This is a genomic window from Rhizobium sp. P1_E6 (assembly GCF_056405875.1).
Genome location: NZ_JBFUBG010000061.1, coordinates 1 through 23,757, shown reverse-complemented (window position 1 = coordinate 23,757; position 23,757 = coordinate 1). Strand labels below are relative to the sequence as shown.

The 23,757-nt window shown below is 59.4% G+C and carries 22 protein-coding genes and 1 pseudogene; 14 read left to right on the top strand and 9 right to left on the bottom strand.

The features are described from left to right. The first annotated feature begins 159 nt into the window (after window positions 1–159). The 3 genes from pdxY to AC1D35_RS23900 all read left to right on the top strand — a co-directional run bounded on the left by pdxY (window position 160) and on the right by AC1D35_RS23900 (window position 3,454). Complete coding sequence (gene pdxY, locus AC1D35_RS23910; protein ID WP_113300814.1) at window positions 160–1,035, top strand: pyridoxal kinase PdxY; 876 nt, start codon at window positions 160–162, stop codon at window positions 1,033–1,035. 60 nt (window positions 1,036–1,095) lie between these two features. Next, window positions 1,096–1,737 (top strand): carbonic anhydrase, encoded by a 642-nt coding sequence (locus tag AC1D35_RS23905; RefSeq protein ID WP_113310230.1) that lies wholly within the window; start codon window positions 1,096–1,098, stop codon window positions 1,735–1,737. 91 nt (window positions 1,738–1,828) lie between these two features. Next, entirely contained in the window at window positions 1,829–3,454 is a 1,626-nt protein-coding gene (locus tag AC1D35_RS23900) for a GGDEF domain-containing protein (RefSeq protein WP_477940341.1), read from the top strand. Between the two features lie 53 nt (window positions 3,455–3,507). On the opposite strand, the gene AC1D35_RS23895 is transcribed toward AC1D35_RS23900, so the two are convergent. The 3 genes and pseudogenes from AC1D35_RS23895 to AC1D35_RS23885 form a co-directional block, all read right to left on the bottom strand. Beyond that, the gene (locus AC1D35_RS23895) at window positions 3,508–4,329 is read right to left on the bottom strand and encodes a lytic murein transglycosylase (RefSeq protein ID WP_113310229.1); all 822 of its coding nucleotides are present in this window, start codon (window positions 4,327–4,329) and stop codon (window positions 3,508–3,510) included. A 168-nt stretch (window positions 4,330–4,497) separates the two neighbouring features. Beyond that, entirely contained in the window at window positions 4,498–5,532 is a 1,035-nt protein-coding gene (locus tag AC1D35_RS23890) for an aspartate-semialdehyde dehydrogenase (protein WP_113300811.1), read from the bottom strand. 111 nt (window positions 5,533–5,643) lie between these two features. Continuing rightward, window positions 5,644–5,873 (bottom strand): annotated as a pseudogene (locus AC1D35_RS23885) (hypothetical protein). Between the two features lie 69 nt (window positions 5,874–5,942). On the opposite strand from AC1D35_RS23885, the gene AC1D35_RS23880 reads away from it, so the two are divergent. The 5 genes from AC1D35_RS23880 to AC1D35_RS23860 all read left to right on the top strand — a co-directional run bounded on the left by AC1D35_RS23880 (window position 5,943) and on the right by AC1D35_RS23860 (window position 12,340). After that, the gene (locus AC1D35_RS23880) at window positions 5,943–7,697 is read left to right on the top strand and encodes an alkaline phosphatase (RefSeq protein WP_477940325.1); all 1,755 of its coding nucleotides are present in this window, start codon (window positions 5,943–5,945) and stop codon (window positions 7,695–7,697) included. Window positions 7,698–7,797: 100 nt separating this feature from the next. Then, on the top strand, window positions 7,798–8,259 hold the full coding sequence (locus AC1D35_RS23875; RefSeq protein WP_113310251.1) for a hypothetical protein: 462 nt from the start codon (window positions 7,798–7,800) through the stop codon (window positions 8,257–8,259). 6 nt (window positions 8,260–8,265) lie between these two features. Further along, window positions 8,266–8,955, top strand: a complete 690-nt coding sequence (locus AC1D35_RS23870; protein ID WP_113310228.1) for an ABC transporter ATP-binding protein — start codon at window positions 8,266–8,268, stop codon at window positions 8,953–8,955. Then, window positions 8,952–10,244: an ABC transporter permease gene (locus AC1D35_RS23865; protein ID WP_113310227.1), complete on the top strand. Its 1,293-nt coding sequence runs from the start codon at window positions 8,952–8,954 to the stop codon at window positions 10,242–10,244. The genes AC1D35_RS23870 and AC1D35_RS23865 overlap by 4 nt, the downstream gene beginning before the upstream one ends. A 209-nt stretch (window positions 10,245–10,453) precedes the next feature. Next, window positions 10,454–12,340, top strand: a complete 1,887-nt coding sequence (locus AC1D35_RS23860; RefSeq protein WP_477940322.1) for an MFS transporter — start codon at window positions 10,454–10,456, stop codon at window positions 12,338–12,340. Window positions 12,341–12,428: 88 nt separating this feature from the next. On the opposite strand, the gene lpxE is transcribed toward AC1D35_RS23860, so the two are convergent. Both lpxE and leuB read right to left on the bottom strand, forming a co-directional pair. Further along, window positions 12,429–13,163, bottom strand: a complete 735-nt coding sequence (gene lpxE / locus AC1D35_RS23855) for a lipid A 1-phosphatase LpxE (protein ID WP_477835783.1) — start codon at window positions 13,161–13,163, stop codon at window positions 12,429–12,431. Window positions 13,164–13,423: 260 nt separating this feature from the next. Further along, on the bottom strand, window positions 13,424–14,536 hold the full coding sequence (gene leuB, locus AC1D35_RS23850) for a 3-isopropylmalate dehydrogenase (RefSeq protein WP_113310225.1): 1,113 nt from the start codon (window positions 14,534–14,536) through the stop codon (window positions 13,424–13,426). A gap of 181 nt (window positions 14,537–14,717) precedes the next feature. Between leuB and AC1D35_RS23845 the strand changes: the two genes are divergently transcribed. Then, window positions 14,718–15,650: a pyridoxal-phosphate dependent enzyme gene (locus tag AC1D35_RS23845; protein WP_113310224.1), complete on the top strand. Its 933-nt coding sequence runs from the start codon at window positions 14,718–14,720 to the stop codon at window positions 15,648–15,650. Between the two features lie 62 nt (window positions 15,651–15,712). On the opposite strand, the gene leuD is transcribed toward AC1D35_RS23845, so the two are convergent. The 3 genes from leuD to AC1D35_RS23830 form a co-directional block, all read right to left on the bottom strand. Next, window positions 15,713–16,321, bottom strand: a complete 609-nt coding sequence (leuD, locus tag AC1D35_RS23840; RefSeq protein ID WP_113300804.1) for a 3-isopropylmalate dehydratase small subunit — start codon at window positions 16,319–16,321, stop codon at window positions 15,713–15,715. 132 nt (window positions 16,322–16,453) lie between these two features. Beyond that, complete coding sequence (locus AC1D35_RS23835; protein ID WP_113300803.1) at window positions 16,454–16,873, bottom strand: VOC family protein; 420 nt, start codon at window positions 16,871–16,873, stop codon at window positions 16,454–16,456. Between the two features lie 108 nt (window positions 16,874–16,981). Then, window positions 16,982–17,212 carry a hypothetical protein gene (locus tag AC1D35_RS23830; RefSeq protein WP_113310222.1) on the bottom strand — a complete coding sequence of 77 codons (231 nt, stop codon included), beginning with the start codon at window positions 17,210–17,212 and terminating at the stop codon, window positions 16,982–16,984. Window positions 17,213–17,325: 113 nt separating this feature from the next. On the opposite strand from AC1D35_RS23830, the gene AC1D35_RS23825 reads away from it, so the two are divergent. After that, the gene (locus AC1D35_RS23825; RefSeq protein WP_113310221.1) at window positions 17,326–18,231 is read left to right on the top strand and encodes an HpcH/HpaI aldolase/citrate lyase family protein; all 906 of its coding nucleotides are present in this window, start codon (window positions 17,326–17,328) and stop codon (window positions 18,229–18,231) included. After that, entirely contained in the window at window positions 18,231–18,437 is a 207-nt protein-coding gene (locus tag AC1D35_RS23820; RefSeq protein ID WP_113310220.1) for a DUF1737 domain-containing protein, read from the top strand. The genes AC1D35_RS23825 and AC1D35_RS23820 overlap by 1 nt, the downstream gene beginning before the upstream one ends. A gap of 1 nt (window position 18,438) precedes the next feature. On the opposite strand, the gene AC1D35_RS23815 is transcribed toward AC1D35_RS23820, so the two are convergent. After that, window positions 18,439–18,876, bottom strand: a complete 438-nt coding sequence (locus AC1D35_RS23815; RefSeq protein ID WP_113300799.1) for a metallopeptidase family protein — start codon at window positions 18,874–18,876, stop codon at window positions 18,439–18,441. Between the two features lie 161 nt (window positions 18,877–19,037). Here AC1D35_RS23815 and AC1D35_RS23810 point away from each other — a divergent pair, with 161 nt between their 5' ends. The 3 genes from AC1D35_RS23810 to AC1D35_RS23800 form a co-directional block, all read left to right on the top strand. Next, window positions 19,038–19,982: an ImuA family protein gene (locus AC1D35_RS23810; protein WP_477940316.1), complete on the top strand. Its 945-nt coding sequence runs from the start codon at window positions 19,038–19,040 to the stop codon at window positions 19,980–19,982. Then, a complete protein-coding gene (locus AC1D35_RS23805) occupies window positions 19,894–21,441 on the top strand; it encodes a Y-family DNA polymerase (protein WP_477940339.1) in 1,548 nt (515 codons plus the stop codon). The genes AC1D35_RS23810 and AC1D35_RS23805 overlap by 89 nt, the downstream gene beginning before the upstream one ends. Next, window positions 21,438–23,757 (top strand): error-prone DNA polymerase (locus AC1D35_RS23800; RefSeq protein WP_477940314.1); only part of this gene is annotated, 2,320 nt, incomplete at its 3' end. The genes AC1D35_RS23805 and AC1D35_RS23800, both read left to right, overlap by 4 nt.

Below are 23,757 nucleotides of genomic sequence, written 5' to 3'. Positions count from 1 at the left end.
ATTTCGAAAGTTTTCGGGTCGTTTTGTGCCGATGGACTGCAAAGCGTCCTTATCTGGCTTTTCCGACCCGCTGCACATTTCCACGCTCGCATGAAGAATGGTTGACAGCGCCTCGTCAAAAAGATCATCAACGGCGGTCGAAATTCGGAATCGGATGCCATGTCGGAAAACGCATCAGGCGCAGTCATCGTCATCTCCAGCCATGTCGTGCGGGGGTCGGTTGGAAACCGCGCCGCGGTCTTCGCGCTGGAAACGCTCGGCCACCAGGTCTGGGCGCTGCCGACGATCGTGTTGCCTTGGCATCCCGGTCACGGCCGTTCGACACGCCTCACCTTCGCAGAGGCCGATTTCGATGCGGCGATCGACGATCTCATCCGTGCGCCGTGGATCGGCGAGGTCAAGGCTGTCTTGTCGGGTTATTTTGGCAACGCTGCCCAGGCCCGCTCCGTCGCGAAACTCGTTGCATCCCTGCGCGAAAATAACCCGGAACTGCTCTATGTCTGCGATCCAGTCATGGGTGATCTCGGCGGCCTCTACGTGCCGGAAGCGACAGCCGAGGCGATCCGTGACCACCTGATACCGATCGCCTCGCTCGCAACGCCGAACCGCTACGAACTTGCCTGGCTTTCGGGCGCCGCGCTCGATGACAACAGCGCGGTCATGGAAGCCGCACTTGCGCTCGGTCCCTCACGCATGCTGGTTACATCCGCGGTGCCGATGATGGCGGGCGGTACCGGCAATCTCTATCTCTCCGGAAAGCATGCCTTGCTTGCCGAACATCGTGTCGTCGAGAACCCGCCGAACGGGCTCGGCGACCTGCTCGCTGCCCTTTTCCTGTCCCGCCTGCTATCGGGCATGGAGGATGAAAAGGCGCTGCAGCTTGCGACGGCAAGTGTGTTCGAAGTGCTGGCACGCGCCGTCAAGCGCGGTAGCAACGAATTGATGCTGGCAAGCGATGCCTCCAGCCTTTCGACACCTATGGCGATGGTGCAGATGCGTCACCTTGTCCACCCGGCCCAGCGACGGAAGAAATAGGCTTCACGCTTTTGCAGTGCAGCAGTTGATCTTGGGTTCGCCGCGCTGTAATCCAAGGGTATGATGAGCTTTCCCAACTCCCTTCTGGACGGTTATCGCAACTTCATGAACGGGCGCTATGCCGATGCCCGCGATCGGTATCGGCAGCTTGCGGAAAATGGGCAGAACCCGACAACGCTCATGATTGCCTGTTCGGACTCTCGCGCGGCTCCCGAACTGATCTTTGATGCTGGACCAGGTGAACTCTTCGTGATCCGCAATGTCGCCAACTTGGTGCCACCCTATGAGCCGGATGGTCACTTCCATTCGACGTCGGCGGCGCTCGAATTTGCGGTTCAGGCTCTGAAGGTCCAGAATATCGTCGTCATGGGCCACGGCCGCTGTGGCGGCATCCGCGCCGCACTCGATCCGGACGCCGAGCCTTTGTCGCAGGGCGATTTCATCGGCCGTTGGATGTCGCTCGTTCGTCCCGCCGCCGAACAGATCGGCAGCAATGACGTGATGACGCAGGGCGAACGGCAGACTGCGCTGGAGCGGGTTTCGATCCGTAACTCGATCAACAATCTCAGGAGTTTCCCCGAAATCAAGGTTCTCGAGGAAGAGGGCAAACTGGCGCTTCACGGTGCCTGGTTCGATATCTCGACAGGTGAGCTCTGGGTGATGGATTCTGAGACACTCGATTTTGTCCGTCCCGAAATCTAGGGATAGACCGCTTTATCAGTTTTTTAAGATATTCCAATAAGCTCGCTGGCGGGGTGTATACGCGCGCGGATTGGTCATGAATTTCGAAGTGGTGAAATTCAAAAATACGAGTAGGGCAGTGCTGGTCGCTATCCTGCTGCCGTTTGTCTTCATGATTGCCGAGGGGGTGGTGCTAATCCGCTCCTCGCTCATGCAGTACCGCGCGCTCGAAACTGACCATCTCTTTGCCGATKTTCTTGCCCGTGGAGGATCGATTGCCGCCAACGAGATCCTGGCAGAGCTCGTGGCGACGCGAATCTACGTCAACAATCCCAATGAGATGACCAGGGCGGCCATGATGGAAAGACGCAGCTCGCTCGACAGCGAACGCGCGCGTTTCAACGCCAGCCTCCCGCCCGTTGAAACGCTCGATCTCGGTCTGCAGTCACAGCTTTCCGATCTCCGCCTTGCTTATAGCCGTATCGTTGCAACGCGTTCGGCGGTCGATCGAGGTTATTACCGCAAAGGTGGCAACCCCGTTCATATCTATGGTCAGGCCGGATTGAAGCAACTTGGTCTCGTCGAGTCGCTTTCGTCGAGAATCCATGATCCGGTATTGATGCGCAAATCCAGCGAGTTGATGAGTATCCTGCTGACCTATTACGGCGAGCGGCTGATCGGCAACCTGGGCCAGCGTTATTTCGACCGAACCGACTTTTCCGCCATGTCGCACGAGCAACTCGTTCAAGGCGAAATGATGCTCGGCAACGGCATGGATCGCTTGCGTTTTCATTCTTCCTCGCCTGTCGTACGGGAGATTCTTGCTTATAGGGCTCAACCCGACGAGGTCTGGGCCGATACTTTCACAAAGGCCATGGTTTCCGGTGCGCTACGGCCGAACAAAGCGATCCGAGACAAATGGATTGGTATCCAGAACGAACGGCTGGATTTCCTGCGACAGAAAATCGCCTCCGTCACCGATGATATTCATGTGACGGGGCAGCAGTTGTCGATGCGCTCGCACATTCACATGACGATCGTGCTCGCGCTGTCATCCGGACTGGTGCTGCTCGTTGCCCTTATTGCGGTGCTCGCGGTTCGGGGCATCCGTCTCGTCGCCCGTGTCACCGAAGAGCGTGAACTGCTCGTGAACGAGTTGCGCAATGCCGCCCAGACCGATCTCCTGACGGGCCTCTACAATCGCCGTGGCTTCGAGGCTGCGGCTTCAGGGCTTCTGATGCAGGCCGAGTATGGATCACGCTGGATTTCCGTCGTCTTGTTCGATCTCGATCACTTCAAGAAGATCAACGACATCCATGGCCATGACGCCGGCGATATCGTGCTGAAGCACGTAGCCGGCATTGCACGGGAGAGCTTCCGTTCTTTCGATCTCCTGGTGCGTCACGGCGGCGAGGAGTTCATGGCGCTGTTGCCGGATTCGACACCCGAAGATGCGGTCATCGTTGCGGAACGTGTCCGACTGGCCATCGAGGTTGCTGACATCGCGCTGCCGAGCGGCGAGCTTCTGCGGGTTACGGCGAGCTTCGGCTGCGCGGGGCGCGCAAATGCCGCGAGCAATCGCAATTTCGATGATCTGGTGAAGCGCGCCGACCTGGCGCTCTATGCGGCCAAGGCCTCGGGACGCAATTGCGTTGTTGCAGGGCCTATTGTTCCTGCCGCGGCACCGCAGGAAGAGCGGCGCAAGGCTGCCGGCGGAACCCACGATTTCCGCATATGAAAAACGCCGCATTCACATGCGGCGCTCGTATCATTTTCCTATTGGACGTCTCTTCAGTTACCGTCGATCTGCTCGCCGATATAGGCGATTGCCTGCTGATAGACCGTCGCGGCATTCCAGCCCTGGATGGCGACGAAATTCGGCTCGCCCGGCTGATAACCGGCGCCGGCACGCCAGCCATGGCCCCTGAGGAAATTGGCGGTCGAGGCAAGCGCATCAGCGCGGGAGCCGACCATATCCACGCGGCCGTCACCGTCACCGTCGGCGCCGAAGCTTACGACGTTGCGCGGCAGGAATTGCGTCTGGCCGATTTCGCCGTGGGCAGCGCCTCGAGCTTGCGGGCTGAGATAGCCTTCCGAAACGAGCTGCAGAGCGGCATAGAGCTGGTCAGTGAAATATTCCGAGCGGCGGCAGTCATAGGCGAGGGTGGAGACGGCGGACATCGTATGCTGGTTGCCCATATAGCTGCCGAAGCCGGTCTCCATGCCCCAGATGGCGATCAGCGGACCGGCCGGAACACCGAAGCGGCGCTCGATCGAAGCGAAGAGAGCCTGGTTGGCGGCTTTCATCGAACGGCCGCGGGAGATGACCGCGGCACCGCCACGCTTCTTCATGAAAGCGTCGAAGGACAGCTTGAAGCTCTTCTGGCCCCGGTCGGCGGCGATCGTCGGCTTGTTATAGCTGACATTGGCGAAGGCACGGCTCAGGACCGACTGGCTGACGCCATTGGCCGCAGCCGTCTGCTTGAAGTCGGCGACCCAGGCATCGAAACCGGCACTGGTATTGCCGCATTGCGCGCCCTGCGCAAACGCCGGTACAGCATGGAGGACGCCCATAGCCACGGCGGCCACCAGAAACAACTTTGTCATGCGCATTGAGAAACCCCGCTCTCGATCTGCATAGCTTGAAGCCGAGCAAAAGAATGTCAGCCACCCGCGATTTTGTCACGATCACCTTTTAGCGAACGCTTATACGGCCGCATATGCCCGAAAAAGCCCCACCCGTCGAGCAGGGCTTTAGCATATTATGGTTTACAAATGGTATCAGGCCGCCTGCTTGCGCGGCTTAATGAGGCCACGATTGACGAGCAGTTCGGCGATCTGGATGGCGTTGAGAGCCGCACCCTTGCGCAGGTTGTCGGAGACTACCCAGATGTTGAGGCCGTTTTCGACGGTCGCATCTTCGCGGATGCGCGAGATGAAGGTTGCGTCCTCGCCAGCGGATTCGTACGGCGTGATGTAGCCGCCATCCTCGTGCTTGTCGATAACTAGGCAACCCGGCGCATCGCGCAGGATATCGCGGGCCTGGTCGGCCGTGATCTCGTTTTCGAATTCGATGTTGACCGATTCCGAGTGGCCGATGAAAACAGGAACGCGCACGGCGGTGCAGGTCACCTTGATCTTCGGGTCCAGCATCTTCTTCGTTTCAGCCAGAACCTTCCACTCTTCCTTCGTGTAGCCGTCTTCCATGAAGGTGTCGATGTGAGGGATGACGTTGAAGGCGATGCGCTTGGTGAACTTCTTGTTCTCGATCGGATCGGCAACGAAGACGGCGCGCGTCTGGTTGAAGAGTTCGTCCATGCCATCCTTGCCGGCGCCAGAAACCGACTGATAGGTAGAAACAACCACACGCTTGATCTTGGCGAAGTCGTGCAGCGGCTTCAGCGCGACGACGAGCTGGGCGGTCGAGCAATTCGGGTTGGCGATGATGTTGCGCTTGGAGAAGAGCGTGATCGCGTCCGGATTTACCTCCGGGACGATCAGCGGCACGTCGGCGTCGTAGCGCCAGGCCGAGGAATTGTCGATGACGACGCAGCCCTGCTGGCCGATCTTCGGAGAAACGCGCTTGGAAACTTCGCCGCCAGCCGACATCAGGCAGATATCGGTGTCGGAGAAATCGTAGTTCTCCAGGTTGGAGACCTTCAGCGTCCGGTCGCCGTAGGAAACCTCCGTACCCTGGGAGCGGGCGGAGGCGAGTGCTACGACTTCATCGGCAGGGAAACCGCGCTCGGAGAGAATGTTGAGCATTTCCCGCCCGACATTTCCGGTCGCTCCCGCAACTGCAACTTTGAAACCCATTTCTCAAGCTCTCTTTCTCTTCTCTCCTCTTGTCCGGTGAGGGGAAAGCGCGACATCATCGCAGCTTCCTGTCCCCAGCCGGGCCGGGGAGAGAGCGGCAGGCCAGAGACGTCAGACGGTTTTCGTCGTCGTTTTGGCCTTGGTTTTGGAAGAAACCGGAACGGCAAAATCCAGCACGGCATTTTCTGCCAGGTCATTGCGCTCAGCGATGGCGTGCTCGTGGCGAACCATGGATATTCCTTTTCCGCTGTTGCTCATAAAAGGTTTTCCACAGGAGTCAAGGTTTTTGCGCGTGCGGCTGGAGCAGGGGAGGGCATCGCAATCCTGCGGCGTTTTGTCATGCCTCTGTCATTGCCGGAGGGTATCCCGGCCCCGTTGTAATGACTGCAACGAAAAACGGGGGTTTTTCCATGCGTATGCTTCTCGCCGCTTTCGCGGCTACCACGATTCTTGCCGGCGCTGCTCAGGCAACTTCGATCTATCCGCTTGATCGTGCTACGATTCTCGCCGGTTCACCGTTCGACTTCAAGGTCGAGCTCAGCAAGCAGGTCAAGCCGGAAGACGTGAAAATTACGGTCAACGGCCAGGACTACAAGACTGTCCTCGGCGGCGAGGCACAGTTCGTCGAGCTGGAAAAGGGCAAGGAAGACAAGGCTCTTGGTTCCGCGCTCCTGCTGCGCGACCTGAAGATTTCCGCTCCGGGCGCCTACAAGGTCGAAATCGTCGCCGGCGACGAGACGAAGTCCGTTACCTGGAACGTCTACGACACCGCTGCCCAGCCGAAGGCAAAAAACATCATCTTCCTGCTCGGCGACGGTCTTTCCGTTGCGCACCGCACCGCTGCCCGCATCATGTCCAAAGGCATGACGGAAGGTAAAGCGAATGGCCGCCTGAACATGGACGATCTCGATCGCATGGCGTTCATCGGAACGTCGGCGACGAATGCAGTCGATACGGACTCGGCCAACACCATGTCGGCTTACATGACGGGCCATAAGACGGCCGTCAACGCTATCGGCGTTTACGCAGATCGCACGCCCTCCTCGCTCGATGATCCGCGCGTTGAAACCTTCGCAGAAGCCGTCCGCCGCCTGACCAAGAAGTCGATCGGCATCGTTGTAACGGCCGAGGTCGAAGACGCGACGCCGGCTGCCGTCGTTGCCCATACCCGCAACCGTAATGACAAGGCGGATGTCGTCGGCATGCTGCTCGACGTCAAACCGGAAGTCCTCCTTGGCGGCGGCTCGGCCTATTTCCTCGGCAAAGAGGTTGCCGGCTCCAAGCGCAAGGACAATCAGGATTACATCAAGCTGTTCCAGGATGCCGGCTACAAGCTTGCGACCGACAAGAACGAGCTTGCAGCCAATGCATCTGCTGAAGGCAATCTGCTCGGTCTGTTCCACACCGGCAACATGGATGTGACGCTCGATCGCGAATTCCTGAAAAAGGGCACGGTCGAAAAGTTCCCGAACCAGCCGGGCCTCGTCGACATGACCAAGGTCGCGCTCGACCGCCTGTCCAAGAATCCGGAAGGCTTCTTCCTGATGGTCGAAGGTTCCTCGATCGACAAGATGTCCCATCCGCTCGATTGGGATCGTGCCGTCGTCGAAACCATCGAATTCGACAAGGCCATCGGTGTTGCCCGCGAATTCCAGAAGGCCCACCCGGACACGCTGATCGTCGTCACCGGTGACCATACGCACGGCGTTTCCATCATCGGCACCGTCGATGATGAAAAGCCAGGCACGGAAATGCGCGAAAAGGTCGGGACCTATGCCGAAGCCGGCTTCCCGAACTACAAGGACGAAAATGGCGACGGTTATCCCGATAAGATCGACGTCAGCCGTCGCCTGTTCCTGAGCGCCAACAACGGACCTGACCACTACGAGACCTTCCGTCCGAAACTCGAAGGCCCGTTCGTTCCGGCTATCCAGAACGAAAAGAAGGAATACGTCGCCAACGAACAGTACAAGGATGTTCYCGGCGCCGTCTTCGTTCAGGGCAATATCCCGAAAAGCGGCGACAGCGGCGTTCATGCAGTTGACGACGTCGTTTTGCAGTCGGCCGGCCCGGGTGCAGAAGGCTTCCATGGCTACTTGGAACAGAGCGATGTCTACCGTGTGCTGGCAGACACCTTCGCTCTCGGCGTCAAGCAGACGAATTGATCCCCAAGCCGATCCGGCATGGCCGCTTGCCGGCCTTGCCTCTTTCATCGATCATGATCCCGGCCGCTTGGCGGCCGGGATTTGGCTCCTGGAGATCGCCGTGGAAAAATTCTCTTCGCTGCAACTCAGCAGACGCCAGCTGATCGGTGCTGCCGTCGCGCTCCCCTTCACCGCCTTCCTTGCTCGCGCTGCCGATCCTTCGCTCACTTTCGACGAGCTCTACGGTAAGTTCGGCGTGCTCGGGCTCGAATTCTCTGACAAGGTGAAAACGCTTGCCGGTAAAGACATCAGCATGAAGGGCTTCATGGCCCCGCCACTGAAGGCCGAGGCGCAATTCTTCGTGCTGACCGAAGTGCCGATGTCGCTCTGCCCGTTCTGTTCGTCGGATGCGGACTGGCCAGACAATATCGTCGTCGTTTATCTAGGCGAGAAGCAGACTTTCGTGCAGCCAAGCCAGACGATCGAGGTGCGTGGTACACTGGAATATGGGTCCTGGCAGGATCCTGAGACCGGCTTTGTCAGCCTGCTGCGTATTCGCCAGGCCGAATATTCCAGCGTCTGAGCATCGATGCTGGCTCTTGAGATCGAACATCTGGCCATGGTGTTTCCCGGCCTTTCGGCGCCGGCGCTCGCCATTGATAATCTGTCGATTGCTGCGGGTAGCCGTGTCGTAGTTACCGGCGCCTCGGGCTCCGGCAAAAGTACCTTCGTCAATGTCGTCACCGGACTGGAGCGGGTCCGCGAAGGCCGCATCCGCTGGAACGGCGAGAACATTGCCGGGCTCTCCGAAAGTCGCCGCGACCGCTTCAGGGCTGCCAATATCGGATTGGTCATGCAGGAGTTTCACCTTTTCCCCGGCCTATCGGCTGTCGAAAACGTGTTGTTGCCTGCGCGTCTTGCGCGTGCCGCGACGTCAGCGGCGATCGAGCGCGCTCACGATCTCCTTGGCATCGTCGGCCTTGAGCGCGCAGGGCAGAAAATCGAGACCATGTCGCGCGGCGAAATGCAGCGCGTGGCGATTGCCCGGGCGCTCCTGCGCAAGCCCGGGGTCATCGTTGCCGACGAGCCAACCGCCAGCCTCGATGCGGAAAGCGGCGATTCCGTCGGCGATCTGCTGCTCGATCTTGCGGTGGCCGAAGGCAGTACTCTGATCGTCGTGTCGCATGATCCCCGCCTTGCCAGTCGTCTCGATCGCCGCCTGACGTTCCGCTCCGGCCGTATCATTGACGATTCCGACATCAAGGGAGTGGCTGCGTGATCCGCTTCATCCTCGCCGATCTGCGCCGCTTGTGGGCTGGTTCCCTTGTTGTCGTGCTGCTGGTGGCGCTTGCGACGGCGCTCGGCGTTTCCGTTATCCTGCAGGAACGAGCCCTGCGCCTCGGCAGTGCGCGGGCGGCCGACAAGTTCGATCTCGTTATCGGCGCAGGCGGCAGCGAAACCCAGCTCGTGCTCTCATCCGTCTTCCTGCAACCGTCCGCGTTGCCGCTGATGTCCGGGGACGTTCTGGCCAGGCTTGCCGCCGATCCGCGCGTCGAATGGGCTGCCCCCGTCGGCTTCGGCGATTCCTTTTCGGGTTATCCAATCGTCGGCACGACGAGGGCGTTGGCGGACACGATTTCCGGCGGCTTTTCCGAAGGCCAGGTTTTCGCCGGCGAGGGCGAGGCTGTCATCGGATCGAACGTCGACCTTGCGATCGGCGGCGAGATCAAGCCGATGCACGGCACGATCGAAACCGGCGGCCATACCCATACGGAGCTCGCCTATCACGTGACCGGGCGCCTGCAGCCGACAGGCACGGCCTGGGACCGCGCTATCCTCGTTCCAATCCAGGCCGTCTGGCATATCCATGGACTGGAAGCGGGCGAAGAGCATGACCATGACCACGCGGCGGAGGCGGGTCATCATGGGGAGGCTGGTGAAGCCGGCGCTGCAGAAGTCGCCCATGAAGATGCCGACCATCATGCGGAGCCTGATCCCCATGCCGGCCTGAACGAGAGCTGGACCGCGGAAACGCCCGGTCTTCCGGCCATCCTCGTCAAGCCGAAGACGATTGCCGATGCCTACAAGCTGCGGCAGGACTATCGCAACGGCACGACGATTGCCGTCTTTCCCGGCGAGGTGTTGACCAATCTTTATGCGACGCTCGGCGATGCCAAGCAGATTCTCGTTGCCGTCGCCTCCGGTGCGCAGGTGCTTGTTGCCGCCTCGCTGATCCTCGTGACCGTCATCCATATCGGCCAGCGCCGGCGGCAGATTGGCGCGCTACGCGCCTTCGGCGCTCCCCGAGGCTCGATCTTCGGCATTGTCTGGGTGGAATTCTTTGTCCTCGTCGCTGTTGGAATTGGGCTCGGCTTTACACTTGGCTATGGCGCGGCGCTCATTCTTTCCGGCTTCTTCTCGCAGAGCAGCGGCGTCAACCTGCCCGTCGGCTTTGCGCGCCAAGACGGGACGCTCGCGATGATCCTTCTCGCCTTCGCTGCTGTCCTCGCCGCCTTGCCGGCGGTGCTCGCTTACCGACAGTCCCCGGCCCAGGCTTTGCGGGGGTGACGATTGCGGCGTGCCGGGCGTGCTCAGCCACGGCAAGAGCCATGCCTGCGGCAATCATGCACAAAAATTAGACTAAAGTCATAATCCCAAAGCATCCCTCTTTCTGGCACTTCTTTTCTGTCAAACTCTCGTCAGGCGTGTCGTGGCCAGGGGTATGCTTTGAGGAGAGCAGGCCGCGACCGTGCTCATCACTCTGTGGAGGACAGACAATGGCAAATGTCGCAAGCGTCGATGGTGCGAAAGCCGGTCCGATGACGGGCGAGGAGAAGAAGGTCATCTTCGCCTCGTCGCTCGGCACGGTTTTCGAATGGTACGACTTCTATCTTTACGGTTCGCTTGCCACCTATATCGGCGCGACCTATTTCACCCAATATCCGGAAGCGACGCGTAATATCTTCACGCTGCTCGCTTTCGCTGCCGGCTTCCTGGTACGGCCATTCGGCGCGCTGGTTTTCGGCCGTCTCGGCGATCTCGTCGGCCGCAAATACACCTTCCTGGTGACCATTCTCATCATGGGCTTCTCGACCTTCCTGGTCGGCATCCTGCCGGGTGCTGCCTCCATCGGCATTGCCGCTCCGATCATTCTGATCGGTCTGCGCCTGCTACAGGGCCTGGCGCTCGGCGGCGAATATGGCGGTGCGGCCACTTACGTTGCCGAACATGCCCCCAACGGCCGCCGCGGCTATTTCACGTCCTGGATCCAGACGACGGCAACGCTCGGCCTGTTCCTGTCGCTAATCGTCATCGTCACGGTCCAGTCAATCATGGGCACGACCGCCTTTGCTGCCTGGGGCTGGCGCATTCCGTTCCTCGTCTCGGTCGTCCTGCTCGGTATCTCCGTCTGGATCCGGTTGAAGATGAACGAGTCGCCCGCCTTCCAGCGCATGAAGGCGGAAGGCAAGGGATCGAAGGCGCCGCTGACGGAAGCATTCGGCCAGTGGAAGAATGCCAAGATCGCGCTGATCGCGCTTTTCGGCGCTACCATGGGCCAGGCGGTCATCTGGTACGGTGGTCAGTTCTACGCCCTGTTCTTCCTGCAGAACGTGCTGAAGGTCGATCTGCAGTCGGCCAACATCATGGTCGCGATTGCTCTCTTCCTCGCCACGCCATTCTTCGTCATCTTTGGCGGACTGTCGGACAGGATCGGTCGCAAGCCGATCATCATGGCGGGGCTGCTCATCGCAGCGGTCACCTACTTCCCGCTGTTCAAGGCGATGACTTATACGGCAAATCCAGCTCTCTATGAGGCGCAGGCGACGATCCGGGCAACCGTGACGGCGGACCCGGCGGATTGCAAGTTCCAGTTCAACCCGACCGGTACCTCCAAGTTCACCAACTCCTGCGATATCGCAACGGCGTTCCTGACCAAGAACTCGGTGCCTTATGACGTGGTGCCGGGTCCTGCCGGCCAGCCGGCGACTGTGAAGGTCGGTGACGACACGATCACCGGTTACGACGCCGTCGCAGCCGGTGCCGATGCCGCCAAGACCAATGCTGCCTTCGAAAAGGGCATCAATCTCGCCCTTCATGATGCCGGCTATCCGCTGAAGCGCGGTGCTGCCAAGGTTGCCGATGCCAAGCTCGATGCTTTCATCGCGGCCAATCCGGAACTCACCCTCAATGCCGATGCGATACGCGCCGGCCAGAAGGAAACGCTGCCGGGCGACAAACTCGTTGCCGGCAAGCTGCTGACGGCGGATGAAGCGAAAAGCGTCACCGACATGGCCGTCTACACGATCCCTGGCGGCGGCTCGTTCGCGATGGTTGCCGATCCTGCTCGTGTCAATTGGGCTGGCACGATCGCCATCCTGTTCGTGCTCGTGTTCTACGTGACGATGGTTTACGGCCCGATCGCAGCGCTGCTGGTCGAGCTCTTTCCGACCCGCATCCGCTATACAGGCATGTCGCTGCCCTATCATATCGGCAACGGCTGGTTCGGCGGCTTGCTGCCTGCGACGGCCTTTGCGATGAGCGCGGCCGCCGGCAACATCTATTACGGCCTCTGGTATCCGATCGTCTTCGCATCGATCACGMTGGTCATCGGCGTGTTGTTCCTGCCGGAAACCAAGAATCGGGATATTCATGCGCTGGACTAAGGCGCGGCGAATATCCTGAAATCAAAGACCCGGCGCTCGAAAGGCGCCGGGTTTTTCATGCGCTGTTTTTCTTATGCGCCATTTTTTCTCATGCGTCCGGGAAGTACCGCTTGGACATAGGCCAGCCATCTGGCGCAAGTCTGAAAAGCAGGCCGTAGCGGGCATAGACGATTGCCGTCAGCAGCGAGAACCAGGCGCCGAAGGCGAGGCCGGCAATGACATCGCTCGGATAGTGCGCGCCGACCATGACGCGCGTCATGCCGAGCCAGATGGCACCGGCGATGAAGGGAACCCGGTAGCGCGGGAAGAGCAGAGCGAAGGCAGCGAAGAAGGCACCCACGGTGGTCGAATGTCCTGACGGAAAGCTCTCCAGTGCTGCATGGCCGGAGAAAGGCGTGAAGGAAAGCACCCCGAGGTCCTGAAAATGTTCGGGGCGCGCGCGGCCGATCGTGCGTTTCAGCAGGTTGGCGAGCAGGCCGGAAAAGACGACGGTCGTAAACAGGAAGGCGCCGATCCAGCTCACATAGAGTGCCTGGGCTCTTGCCTTTGCGCTGTTTAAAAGCTTGTAGCCAGCTCTGCCGTGGAAGAAGAGCAGGACGCTGGTGAGGATCAGCCAGGCGGAATCGCCGAAATCGGTCAATATCTCCCCGAAACGCTGAATAGGCTCAGGCAGATGGCCAGCCCCGATCGGCGCATCGAATATCAGCATGGAAAGGATAACGGCGTTCAACGTAATGAAAAGGCATGCGCGCCACCGCAATGGTGGCATGACGCACCCATTTCTGCGCCAGCGCCTGTCCAAGGAGACTAGAAGTTCCCGCATTCCCACTATCCGTATAACCCTTGGGTATGAGATAGGCGGTAAAAATGCACAGGATTACGACAGAGAACGGGCTTCCTCAGATAATTCTAATCAATTTTGGTTATGCCTAATCCGTACTCCTGAAGGAGAGGACGAGACGAGGCGGTGAGTTGATAGCGGTGGCACATGCGACCCATGCGCCAAATGCCAGACCTGCTGGCTTCAATATAAAAGCCCTCCGCACGAGGTGCGAAGGGCTGAAAAGCGTTTCACGTGAAATATCAGGCAGAAAGGGTCTTGAACTCGTCAAGGATGGCGTCGCCCATCTCGACGGTGCCGACCTGGCGGCTGCCCGGTGCCATGATGTCGCCAGTGCGGATGCCCTTGTCGAGCACGTTGGCGATCGCCTTTTCCAGGTTGTCTGCTTCCTTGACCAAATTGAAGGAGTAGCGAAGGCACATGGCGAAGGAGGCAATCATGGCGATCGGATTGGCGATGCCCTTGCCGGCGATATCGGGTGCCGAGCCGTGAACCGGCTCATAGAGCGCCTTGCGCTTGCCGGTCTTACCGTCAGGTGCTCCGAGCGAGGCCGAGGGCAGCATGCCGAGTGAGCCGGTCAGCATGGCGGCAACGTCGGAGAGCATGTCGCCGAAGAGGTTGTCGGTGACGATGACGTCGAACTGCTTCGGCTGGCGCACGAGCTGCATGCCGCCAGCATCCGCCAGCATATGCTCCAGCTGTACGTCGGAATATTTCGCCTTATGCGTTTCAGTCACGACCTGGTTCCAGAGCACGCCTGATTTCATGACATTGCGCTTTTCCATGGAGCAGACGCGGTTGTTGCGGGTGCGGGCCATTTCAAAGGCGACACCGGCGATGCGCTCGATCTCGTAGGTATCGTAGACCTGCGTATCGATGCCGCGCTTCTGGCCATTGCCGAGATCGATGATTTCCTTCGGCTCACCGAAGTAAACACCGCCCGTCAACTCGCGGATGATGAGGACGTCGAGGCCTTCGACCAGTTCCGGCTTCAATGAGGAAGCGGAGGCGAGTGCAGGATAGCAGATCGCCGGGCGCAGGTTTGCGAAAAGTTCCAGATCCTTGCGCAGGCGCAGCAGGCCGGCTTCCGGGCGCACTTCATAGGGAACGCTATCCCACTTCGGGCCGCCGACGGCGCCGAAAAGTACAGCATCAGCGGCAAGTGCCTTTTTCATGTCGTCTTCGGAGATTGCCGCACCATGCGCATCGTAGGCGCTGCCGCCGACGAGGCCTTCATCGGTGACGAAGCCGGCATTCATCGCCTCGTTCATATAGGCGATGATCTTGCGGACCTCACCCATGGCTTCAGGGCCGATGCCGTCGCCCGGCAGCAGGAAAAGATTGCGCACTGTCATGAAACCCTCCGCAGAAAAACAAGCTGCGGCTTCTTAGACCTCGGAAATCGGCATTTCAAGCGAGAGAAGGGGTGAATCGGTACGCTTGCCTCCGCGTCATGTGATGTCTGATGTGGTTGCTCCCGCACCTTCAAACAGGCTAGAACGACAGCTCGTCCTTTCTTTCCCCGGATATTCTTCCATGTCTTTTGCACCCCTTCATCTCGACACGCCCCTCATCCAGACAGCGCCCGATTACAGCGCCAGCGGCAAGCCGCTTTGGTTGAAGCTTGACGCACTGCAGCCTTCCGGCAGCTTCAAGCTGCGCGGCGTCGGCCGGCTATGCCAGCACGAGGTGGAAAGCGGCGCGCGTGAGATCTTCTGCGCCTCCGGTGGCAATGCCGGCATTGCGGCAGCTTATGCCGGGCGGGCGCTCGGTGTACCGGTCACGATCGTGGTGCCGGAGACGACGGCGTCTGATGTGCGCAAGACGATCGCTGCAACGGGTGCCAGTGTGCTGGTTCACGGGTCCGTCTTTGATGAGGCAAATGCGCATGCGATCGAACTCGCCGAGAGCCGCAAGGCAACCTATGTGCATCCTTTCGACCATCCGCTTTTGTGGGATGGCCATGCCACGTTGATCGATGAGGTCGTCGCGAAGGGCGCAAAATTCGATTGCGTGGTCACGAGTGTCGGCGGAGGCGGGCTGCTTGCCGGCATTGTCGAGGGGTTGAAGCGGAACGGGCTTACCGATGTGCCTGTTATCGCCGTCGAGACGGAAGGGGCGGCGTCTTTCAATGCCAGCCTCAAGGCCAATGAGCGTATTTCGCTACCGGCCATCACCTCGATTGCCACGTCGCTCGGGGCGCGGCAGGTGGCGCCCCATGTCTTCGACCTGCCGAAGCATCACCCGATCGAAAGCGTTCTCGTCAGCGATGCCGATGCCGTGGCTGCCTGCCTGAAATTTGCCGATGCGCAGCGCATCCTGGTCGAGCCGGCCTGCGGTGCAGCGCTTGCCGTCGCCGATGTGCATGCCGGCCTGCTCTCACGCTTCGACAATCCGCTCATCGAAGTCTGCGGCGGCATCGGCGTGTCGCTCGAAAAGCTCAGGGTTTGGAAAGAGAAGTTTCTCTGATCGCCGGACAAAGAAAAAGCCGGGCGAGAGCCCGGCTTGATCGAAAGCAATTTTGATTTTGCTCAGGCGGCCCACGGATGCGAGGCAGCATTCTTCTTTTCGAAGTCGTCGATCGCCTTGCTCTTTTCCATCGTCAGGCCGATATCGTCGAGACCGTTCAGCAGGCAGTGACGCCTGAATTCATCGAGACCGAACTTGATCGAGCCGCCATCCGGGCCGGTGATTTCGAGGTTTTCGAGGTCAACCGTAAGAACAGCGTTGGAACCGCGCTCGGCGTCATCCATCAGCTTGTCGAGGTCTTCGTGGCTGACCTGGATCGGCAAAATGCCGTTCTTGAAGCAGTTGTTGTAGAAAATGTCGGCGAAGCTGGTGGAGATCACACAGCGGATACCGAAATCGAGCAGCGCCCACGGAGCGTGCTCACGCGAAGAGCCGCAGCCGAAGTTGTCACCGGCAACCAGGATCTTGGCATCGCGGTAGGCCGGCTTGTTCAGTACGAAATCGGGGTTTTCGGAGCCGTCTTCATTATAACGGGCTTCGGCGAAAAGGCCCTTGCCGAGGCCGGTGCGCTTGATGGTCTTCAGATAGTCCTTCGGAATGATCATGTCGGTGTCGATGTTGACGACCGGCAGAGGGGCTGCAACGCCCGTGAGCTTCACGAATTTATCCATGACCCATGCTCCATTTCAGCAAACGTACTTTCTATTTTTGCATCTAGTCCAGTTTTCAGCCGAAATGAAGAAGAATCTTTCGCTGACGGAGGCCACGCGACGTTTCGCGCAGCCGGCCAATTGTGTGTCTTCTTACTTCGACGGTGCATTCAGACCCCAGAGGACGCCAAACGGATCGCGAAGCTGGCCGTAGCGATCGCCCCAGAACATCAGCTCGACCGGCATGACGACTTCGGCGCCGGCAGCGACGGCGCGATCCCACCAGCTATCGATATCGTCGATAATCAGCTGAATGGCGAAGCCCTCATGGCCTTTGAAGGGATGGCCGTATTCGGGATAGGCATCCGACAGCATGAGCGAGCTGCCGTTGATGTAGAGATGCACATGCATCGTCCGGCCGCTTTCGTCTGATGGTACGAGATAGGCTTCCTCTGCACCGAAAGCCTTCTTATAGAATTCTGCAGCCTTTAGCGCGCCGTCGACCGTCAGATAGGGCAGCAGGCCATTCTTGACCGGCGGCATCTTGGTCGGGCTGTTTTCCGTCGCATCCATGCTCATCCTCCATTTGTTTTCAAACGCCGGTCAATGCCTGGCTGCTTCAAAGACGTTACGGGGGAGCGTGAGCCGACAATGCCGGTCAGAATTTTCAGCGAAAAGTGATCAGAGATCGATGATCGTGCCGCGGCCGTCGTTCCAGACGCGCATCTCGCGCTTTCCATCGGCGCGGGCGCGGACGGGAGCGGGCTTCATCTTCATCGAAAGGGCGCGGCCGACCATAAGCACGGTCAGGATGCCGCCAACGGCGAGCGTGACCGAGAAGGTGAGGAGCAGCATAGCCACAAAAACGGTGGCGCCGGCAAGCATGAAGAAGATGGAGCGAATGTTCTGCATTGGTTTGAAACCTTTCTAAGGAAAGGAATGTGGTCCTTCTTTTTCCTCTCTGCAAGTCAAGCATGGCTTTTTGTTGTCTTGCCGGGCTTTGTGAAGCTTGGCACTAATGGCCCATGAGCCGAACACCACCTCTCCGTTCCCTGCGTCTGCGCCGCTCTGTGCTGAGCGTACCCGCCATCAATGTGCGGGCGCTTAGAAAGACCCATTCCCTTGATTGCGATGCGGTAATTTTCGATCTTGAGGATTCCGTCGCGCCTGAAAAAAAGGCGGAAGCACGCGACAATCTGAAGACGTTTTTTGCGGGACCGCCACTCGAGGGCAAGGAAAGGATCATCCGTATCAACTCTTTGTCATCCGGCTTCGGGCTGGCGGATCTGGAACTGGTCAAGGCGCTGTTGCCAGATGCCGTTCTGCTGCCGAAGGTGGACGAGCCGCAGGATGTCACTGATATCAGCGATCCTCTTGCCGATGCGGATGTGCCGGAGGAGCTGCGCATCTGGGCGATGATCGAAACGCCGCGCGGCGTGCTGAATGTCGCAGCCATCACCGAATCCGGCCGCACGCCGGGATCGCGGCTCGATTGCCTCGTCGTCGGCCTCAACGACCTGCGCAAGGAAACGGGTGTTTTGCCGCTGCCGGGGCGGACCTATCTTGTACCCTGGCTGATGCAGGTCATTCTGGCGGTCAAGGCCTACGGGCTCGATGCGCTGGACAGCGTGTTCAACGATTTCCGGGATGGCGAAGGTTTCGATGCCGAGTGCGGGCAGGGCCGCGCCATGGGCTTTGCGGGCAAGATGCTGATCCATCCGGCGCAGATTACAGCCGCCAACCGGCATTTCGGGCCGAGCGCGGAAGAAATCGCGGAGGCTGAGGCTATCATCGCCGCCTTCGCCGATCCGGCTGCCGAGGGGCTGAACGTCATCAATGCGGACGGGCGGATGATCGAGCGGCTGCATCTTGTCCAGGCCGAGGCTCTGGTTCATAAAGCGCACCTGATTTCTGCAAGAAAGCCCGCCTGATGAAACTCTACCGCTTCCTGACCGGTCCCGACGACGCTTCCTTCTGCCACAAGGTGACGGCGGCGCTGAACAAGGGCTGGTTAATGTCCGGCTCGCCCACCTATGCCTTCAACGCTGCGACCGGCCAGATGCAGTGCGGCCAGGCTGTCGTCAAGGAGGTCGAGGGCAAGGACTATGACCCGGACATGAAGCTGTCCGAGCAATAGGTCAGCGTTCAGCAGCCTCTTCGGCGCTTGCCTCGATGCGTTCCATGTCATCGTCGCTGAGGCCGAAGTGGTGGCCGATCTCATGGATCAGCACATGGGTGATGATGTCACCCAGCGTCTCGTCGTTTTCTGCCCAGTAGTCGAGGATCGGACGGCGATAGAGACGAATGCGGTTCGGCATCTCGCCGGTTTCCAGGGTGAAACGCTCCGAAATGCCGCGGCCCTCGAAAAGACCGAGCAGGTCGAAAGGTGTTTCCAGCGCCATATCCTCGAAGACTTCGTCATCGGGAAAGTCTTCGATTTCGATGGTCAGATTGGTCGTCAGCTTGCGAAATTCGTCCGGCAGATGGCTGTAGGCCTCCATTGCCAGCGACTCGAAGGTGCTGATCGTCGGCGCATGGCGGTCCCCCCAATCATCGCTCTGGTCTATGCGGGCCATTAATATTCCTTCCTTTGCGGCCCATATAGAACCTTTATCGCCGATTTTCGAGTGCGGAATCAAAGGCAGGAATAAATTCTTATAAAATGGCCGTTGACTCTTCATTAGAGCTCTGGAATCTATAAGAACATAACAGGAACAATACGGATGGAGAGAACGCCATGGCGCAGACCRCCCTGGCGCGCGAGCGGCTTTTTGCGCTCCGCGAAACCATTGCCCGACTGGAGGGAAAACCCGCACCGGCGCTTGCCGCGGCGGAACGGGAAGCCTTTGCAGAAGGGCGTGAGAGGCGGCAGGAGCGCATTCTGCCACGCTTGCCTTTCGGTGTGGGATTACTCGATGACGCCTTGGAAGGCGGCCTGCAGCTCGATGGGATTACCGAGTTCCGCGCGGCAGGCTCCCGCGGTGCGGGAGCGGCAAGCGGCTTGGCGATGGCCGTTGCAGCACGGCTGCAGAGGCAGGAGGAGGATGCCGGCAGGCTGCTGCCGCTGCTCTGGATCGGTGATGCCGTTGGCACACTGGAGGCGGGTCGCCCCTATGCTCCGGGGCTGAAGGATTTCGGGCTGAAGCCGGAAAGGTTTTTCCATGCCGCGCCGCGCAAGCTGGAGGATGCGCTCTGGCTGGCGGAAGCGGCCATCGAAAGTGCTGCCTTCTCGGCTGTCGTCTTCGAAATGCGCGGCAATCCCTTGCATTTCGGCCTGACCGAAAGCCGGAGGCTCAGTCTCAGGGMGCGCGCCGTCCGGCGTCCGCTCTTTCTCGTCCGCCAGGCCGGGGAGGAGGAGGCGAGCAGCGCTGCCTTCCGTCTGCATGTCGAGCCGGCGCCGTCTGACCTGCGATCGTTGCCGGATGGATCAAAATTTTCCGGCAGCATCGGCAATCCGATTTTCCGTCTTACGCTGGAGAAGAGCCGCAATCCGGCCCCGCTCTCCTGTCTTCTGGAGTGGAACCCCCATGAACGCGAATTTCTCCCCGTCGACGAACCAAGCTTCGCTCGCCCTCCAGGCGAACAGTCAGCGCATTCTGGCGCTCAGCTTTCCACATCTGGCGACGGACCGCATCGCACGCAGGCGATGGGGTCTCTCCTGGCGTTCGAAAGGGCGTCCTGAAGCGTCACCGATCGTCTGTTCGGGCAAGCTCAACAATGCCATGCGGCTGACGGCGCTGGACGAGTTTGCCGAGAGGCTGGGGCTGAGGAAGGAACAGGGCGTTGCCGAAGCGCGCGCCATGTATCCAGCGCTCGATGTCGTGGAAGAGGATCTGGCGGCCGACCGCCGGCTGCTGGAAGCGATCGCCGACTGGTGCGACCGATATACACCGATGGTGGCGCTCGATGGCAAGGACGGGCTATTTCTCGACATTACCGGCTGTGCCCATCTCTTCGGCGGCGAAAAGGCGCTTCTGAGGGATATCCTGTCGCGGCTCTTCCATATGGGGCTCGATGCGCGTGGCGCGATCGCCTCATCACCGGGCCTTTCCTGGGCTGTCTCCCGCTTCGGACAGGGCGGCGTGGTGGAGGATGAGGAGACGGAGCGCATGCTGATGCCGCTGCCTGTCGCAGCCCTTCGACTGGAAGGTCAGACCGTCGATGCCCTGAAGAAGCTCGGCCTCAAATATATCGGCGATATCGTTCATGCGCCGCGGGCGCCGCTGACCCGCCGCTTCGGATCGACACTGCTTCTGCGCCTCGATCAAGCACTGGGGCGCGAGGAGGAGCCGATCTCCCCCCGGCTTCCCATCGCCAGCCTGTCGTCCGAACGCCGCCTGGTCGAACCGATCGGAACGGAAGAACAGATCCTTGCTGTCACCGGCCAGATCGCCGTGTCGCTGAAACCGTCGCTGGAGGCGCGTGGAGCCGGCGGGCGAGTGTTCGAGCTGGTGCTGTTTCGCGTCGACGGCAGGGTTTTCCGCATCTCCGTCGGCGCCTCGCAGCCGCTTCGCGAGCCCAAACTCGTTGCCGGCCTGTTTTCCGAGCGGCTGCAAGTGATCCATGACGATCTCGATGCCGGCTATGGCTTCGAGATCCTGCGCCTGAATGTGCTGCGGCATGATCCGTTCAACGAGACGCAGGGTGATTTCGAGGGCGACCGGGAGGGGGAGATCTCGCTTTCGAGCTTTGTCGACCGTGTTGCGGCCCGGCTCGGTGCGGACTGCCTGCAAAGCTTCCAGCTTCGCGAGAGCCATGTGCCGGAGCGCGCCGTGATCACGGTGCCGGCAATGGAGAGCCTTCCTGCACGGCGCAAGGCAGAGCAGGAAAGCGCGCTTCCTTTCCGTCAGGAGCGCCCCTTGCGGCTCTTTGCAACACCGGAACCTGTCGAGGTCGTGTTTGCCGAAGTGCCTGACGGTCCGCCGCAGATTTTCCGCTGGCGACGTCTGCAGCATCAGGTGGCAAGAAGTGAAGGACCGGAACGGATCGCCATGGAATGGTGGATCGACGGAGATGGTGCCGAGGCGCGCGACTATTTCCGGATCGAGGATGAGACCGGGCACCGCTTCTGGATCTATCGCCGAGGCTTCTATGGTCAGGAACTCGATCCCCGCTGGTTCATGCATGGGGTCTTTGCATGAGGCCCGAATCCGCATTCTTTGAGATCGGCACGAGGACGAATTTCTCGTTCCTCGAAGGCGCGTCGAAGCCGGAAGAGATGGTCGTGCAGGCCGCTTACCTGAAGCTCGGCGGCCTCGGTATTGCAGACCGGAATTCGGTTGCCGGCGTGGTGCGAGCACATGCGCAGGCAGAGCAGCTTGAGGAGAGATACAAGAACAGAGATGAAATTCTGGCCCAGGCGAAGAAGGAAGGAAAAAAGGAGGTGATCCTCGATCCTATCCGGGTTCAGCTGGGCGCCCGCCTCGTCTTTTGCGATGGAACGCCTGATATCCTTGCCTATCCGCGCAACCGGCGAGGTTGGGCAAACCTTTGTCGCCTGCTCAGCGCCGGCAACCTGAAGGAAGAGTCGGTCAAGGGAACCTGCATCCTGACGGAAGCAGAGCTCATGGAATGGGGCGATGACATGATGCTTGCTCTCGTCCCCGAGCGAGCCATTGTGAATGACATCACCAAACAGCCGGAATTCGAAGATTATCTCGAGCGGTTTCGCAAACGCTTTCGCAAGGCATTTTTCATGGCGCTGTCGCCGGCCTATGACGGTCGTGATCGGCAGGCTTTTGCGGTGCTTGCCATGCTTGCCGCTCGAAATCGCGTGCCGCTGATTGCAAGCAATCAACCGCTCTATCACCACCCCGAGCGCCGACCGCTTTCGGATATCGTCATCGCAATCCGGGAGCATGTGGAGATATCGAAAGCCGGATTCCTTCTAGCGCCGAATGGAGAGCGGTATCTCAAGGATTCACGTGAAATATTGAGGATCTTCCGGGATTACCCTGACGCGGTTGAGAACACGCAGGTCTTTTTCGGCAAGCTGAGCTTTTCGCTGAACGAGCTAAAGCACAATTATCCACCTGAAAATGATCCCGGTGAAACGCCGCAGGAGACTCTCGAAAGACTGACAAGAGCGGGTGCGGTAAAACGTTATCCTGATGGTGTTCCTGAAAAAGTGGCGAAACAGATCGATTACGAACTGAGGCTCGTCGGCGACAAGAACTACGCCTCCTACTTCCTGACGGTTCACAGGATCATTCACCACGCCCGCCATGTGCTCGAAGTTCTGTGTCAGGGGCGAGGGTCGGCGGCTAATTCGGTTATCTGCTATTGCCTAGAAATTACTGAAGTCGATCCTCAAAAGAGCACGCTCCTCTTCGATCGTTTCATTTCAATGGATCGGGACGAACCGCCGGATATCGACGTGGATTTCGAGCATGAGCGGCGGGAAGAGGTGATTCAGTCTATTTATAAAAGATACGGCGTTGATCATGCCGGGCTGACGGCTGCCGTCACCAGCTATCGCACTCGCTCGGCTGGCCGTGAGGTCGCCAAGGCTTTTGGCCTATCGGAGGATGTTCAGTCGGCGATCAGCAGCCTCGTCTGGGGCTGGTCGGAGGACAACCTCTCGGAACGAGACGCGAAGGCGGCCGGCCTCGATATCAAGGATCCGGTGACACGAAACGTACTGAAATATGCATCTGAGCTTCTGAGTTTTCCACGGCACCTTACCCAGCATGTCGGGGGTTTCGTCATCACGCGTGACCGGCTCGATGAGGTTGTGCCCATCATGAAGACGGCAATGCCGGATCGCTATATGATTGAATGGGATAAGGATGATCTCGACAACGTCAAAATCCTCAAGGTGGATGTCCTGGCGCTTGGTATGCTCACCTGCTTGCGCAGAGCTTTCACGCTGCTTGAGCTGCATTACGACGTGAAGAAAACACTCGCCGATCTCGGCCATAAGGAGCACGGAGAGGAGGGCGAGCCGGTTTACGATATGATGGGCCGGGCCGACACACTAGGCGTCTTCCAGATCGAAAGCCGGGCGCAGATGAGCATGCTGCCGCGCCTGAAGCCTAGGGTGTTTTACGACCTTGTCATTGAAGTGGCGATCGTCCGGCCGGGACCGATCCAAGGCGACATGGTGCATCCCTATCTGAAACGCAGAGAGCTGCGGAATAAAAATCTGCCAATCGAATATCCAAGCGATGAGCTGAAGACTGTTCTTGAAAGAACCCTAGGGGTTCCGCTGTTTCAAGAGCAAGCCATGCAGATCGCAATCACCGCGGCGGGTTTCAAGCCAGCAGAAGCCGACCGGCTTCGTCGGGCAATGGCGACCTTCAAAAGGACTGGCACTATCGGCAATTTCGAGCAGCGATTCATCGATGGAATGACGGCAGATGATCGCTACACAAAAGAGTTTTCCCAGCAATGCTTCAACCAGATCAAGGGCTTCGGCGAGTACGGGTTCCCAGAAAGCCATGCCGCTTCCTTCGCGC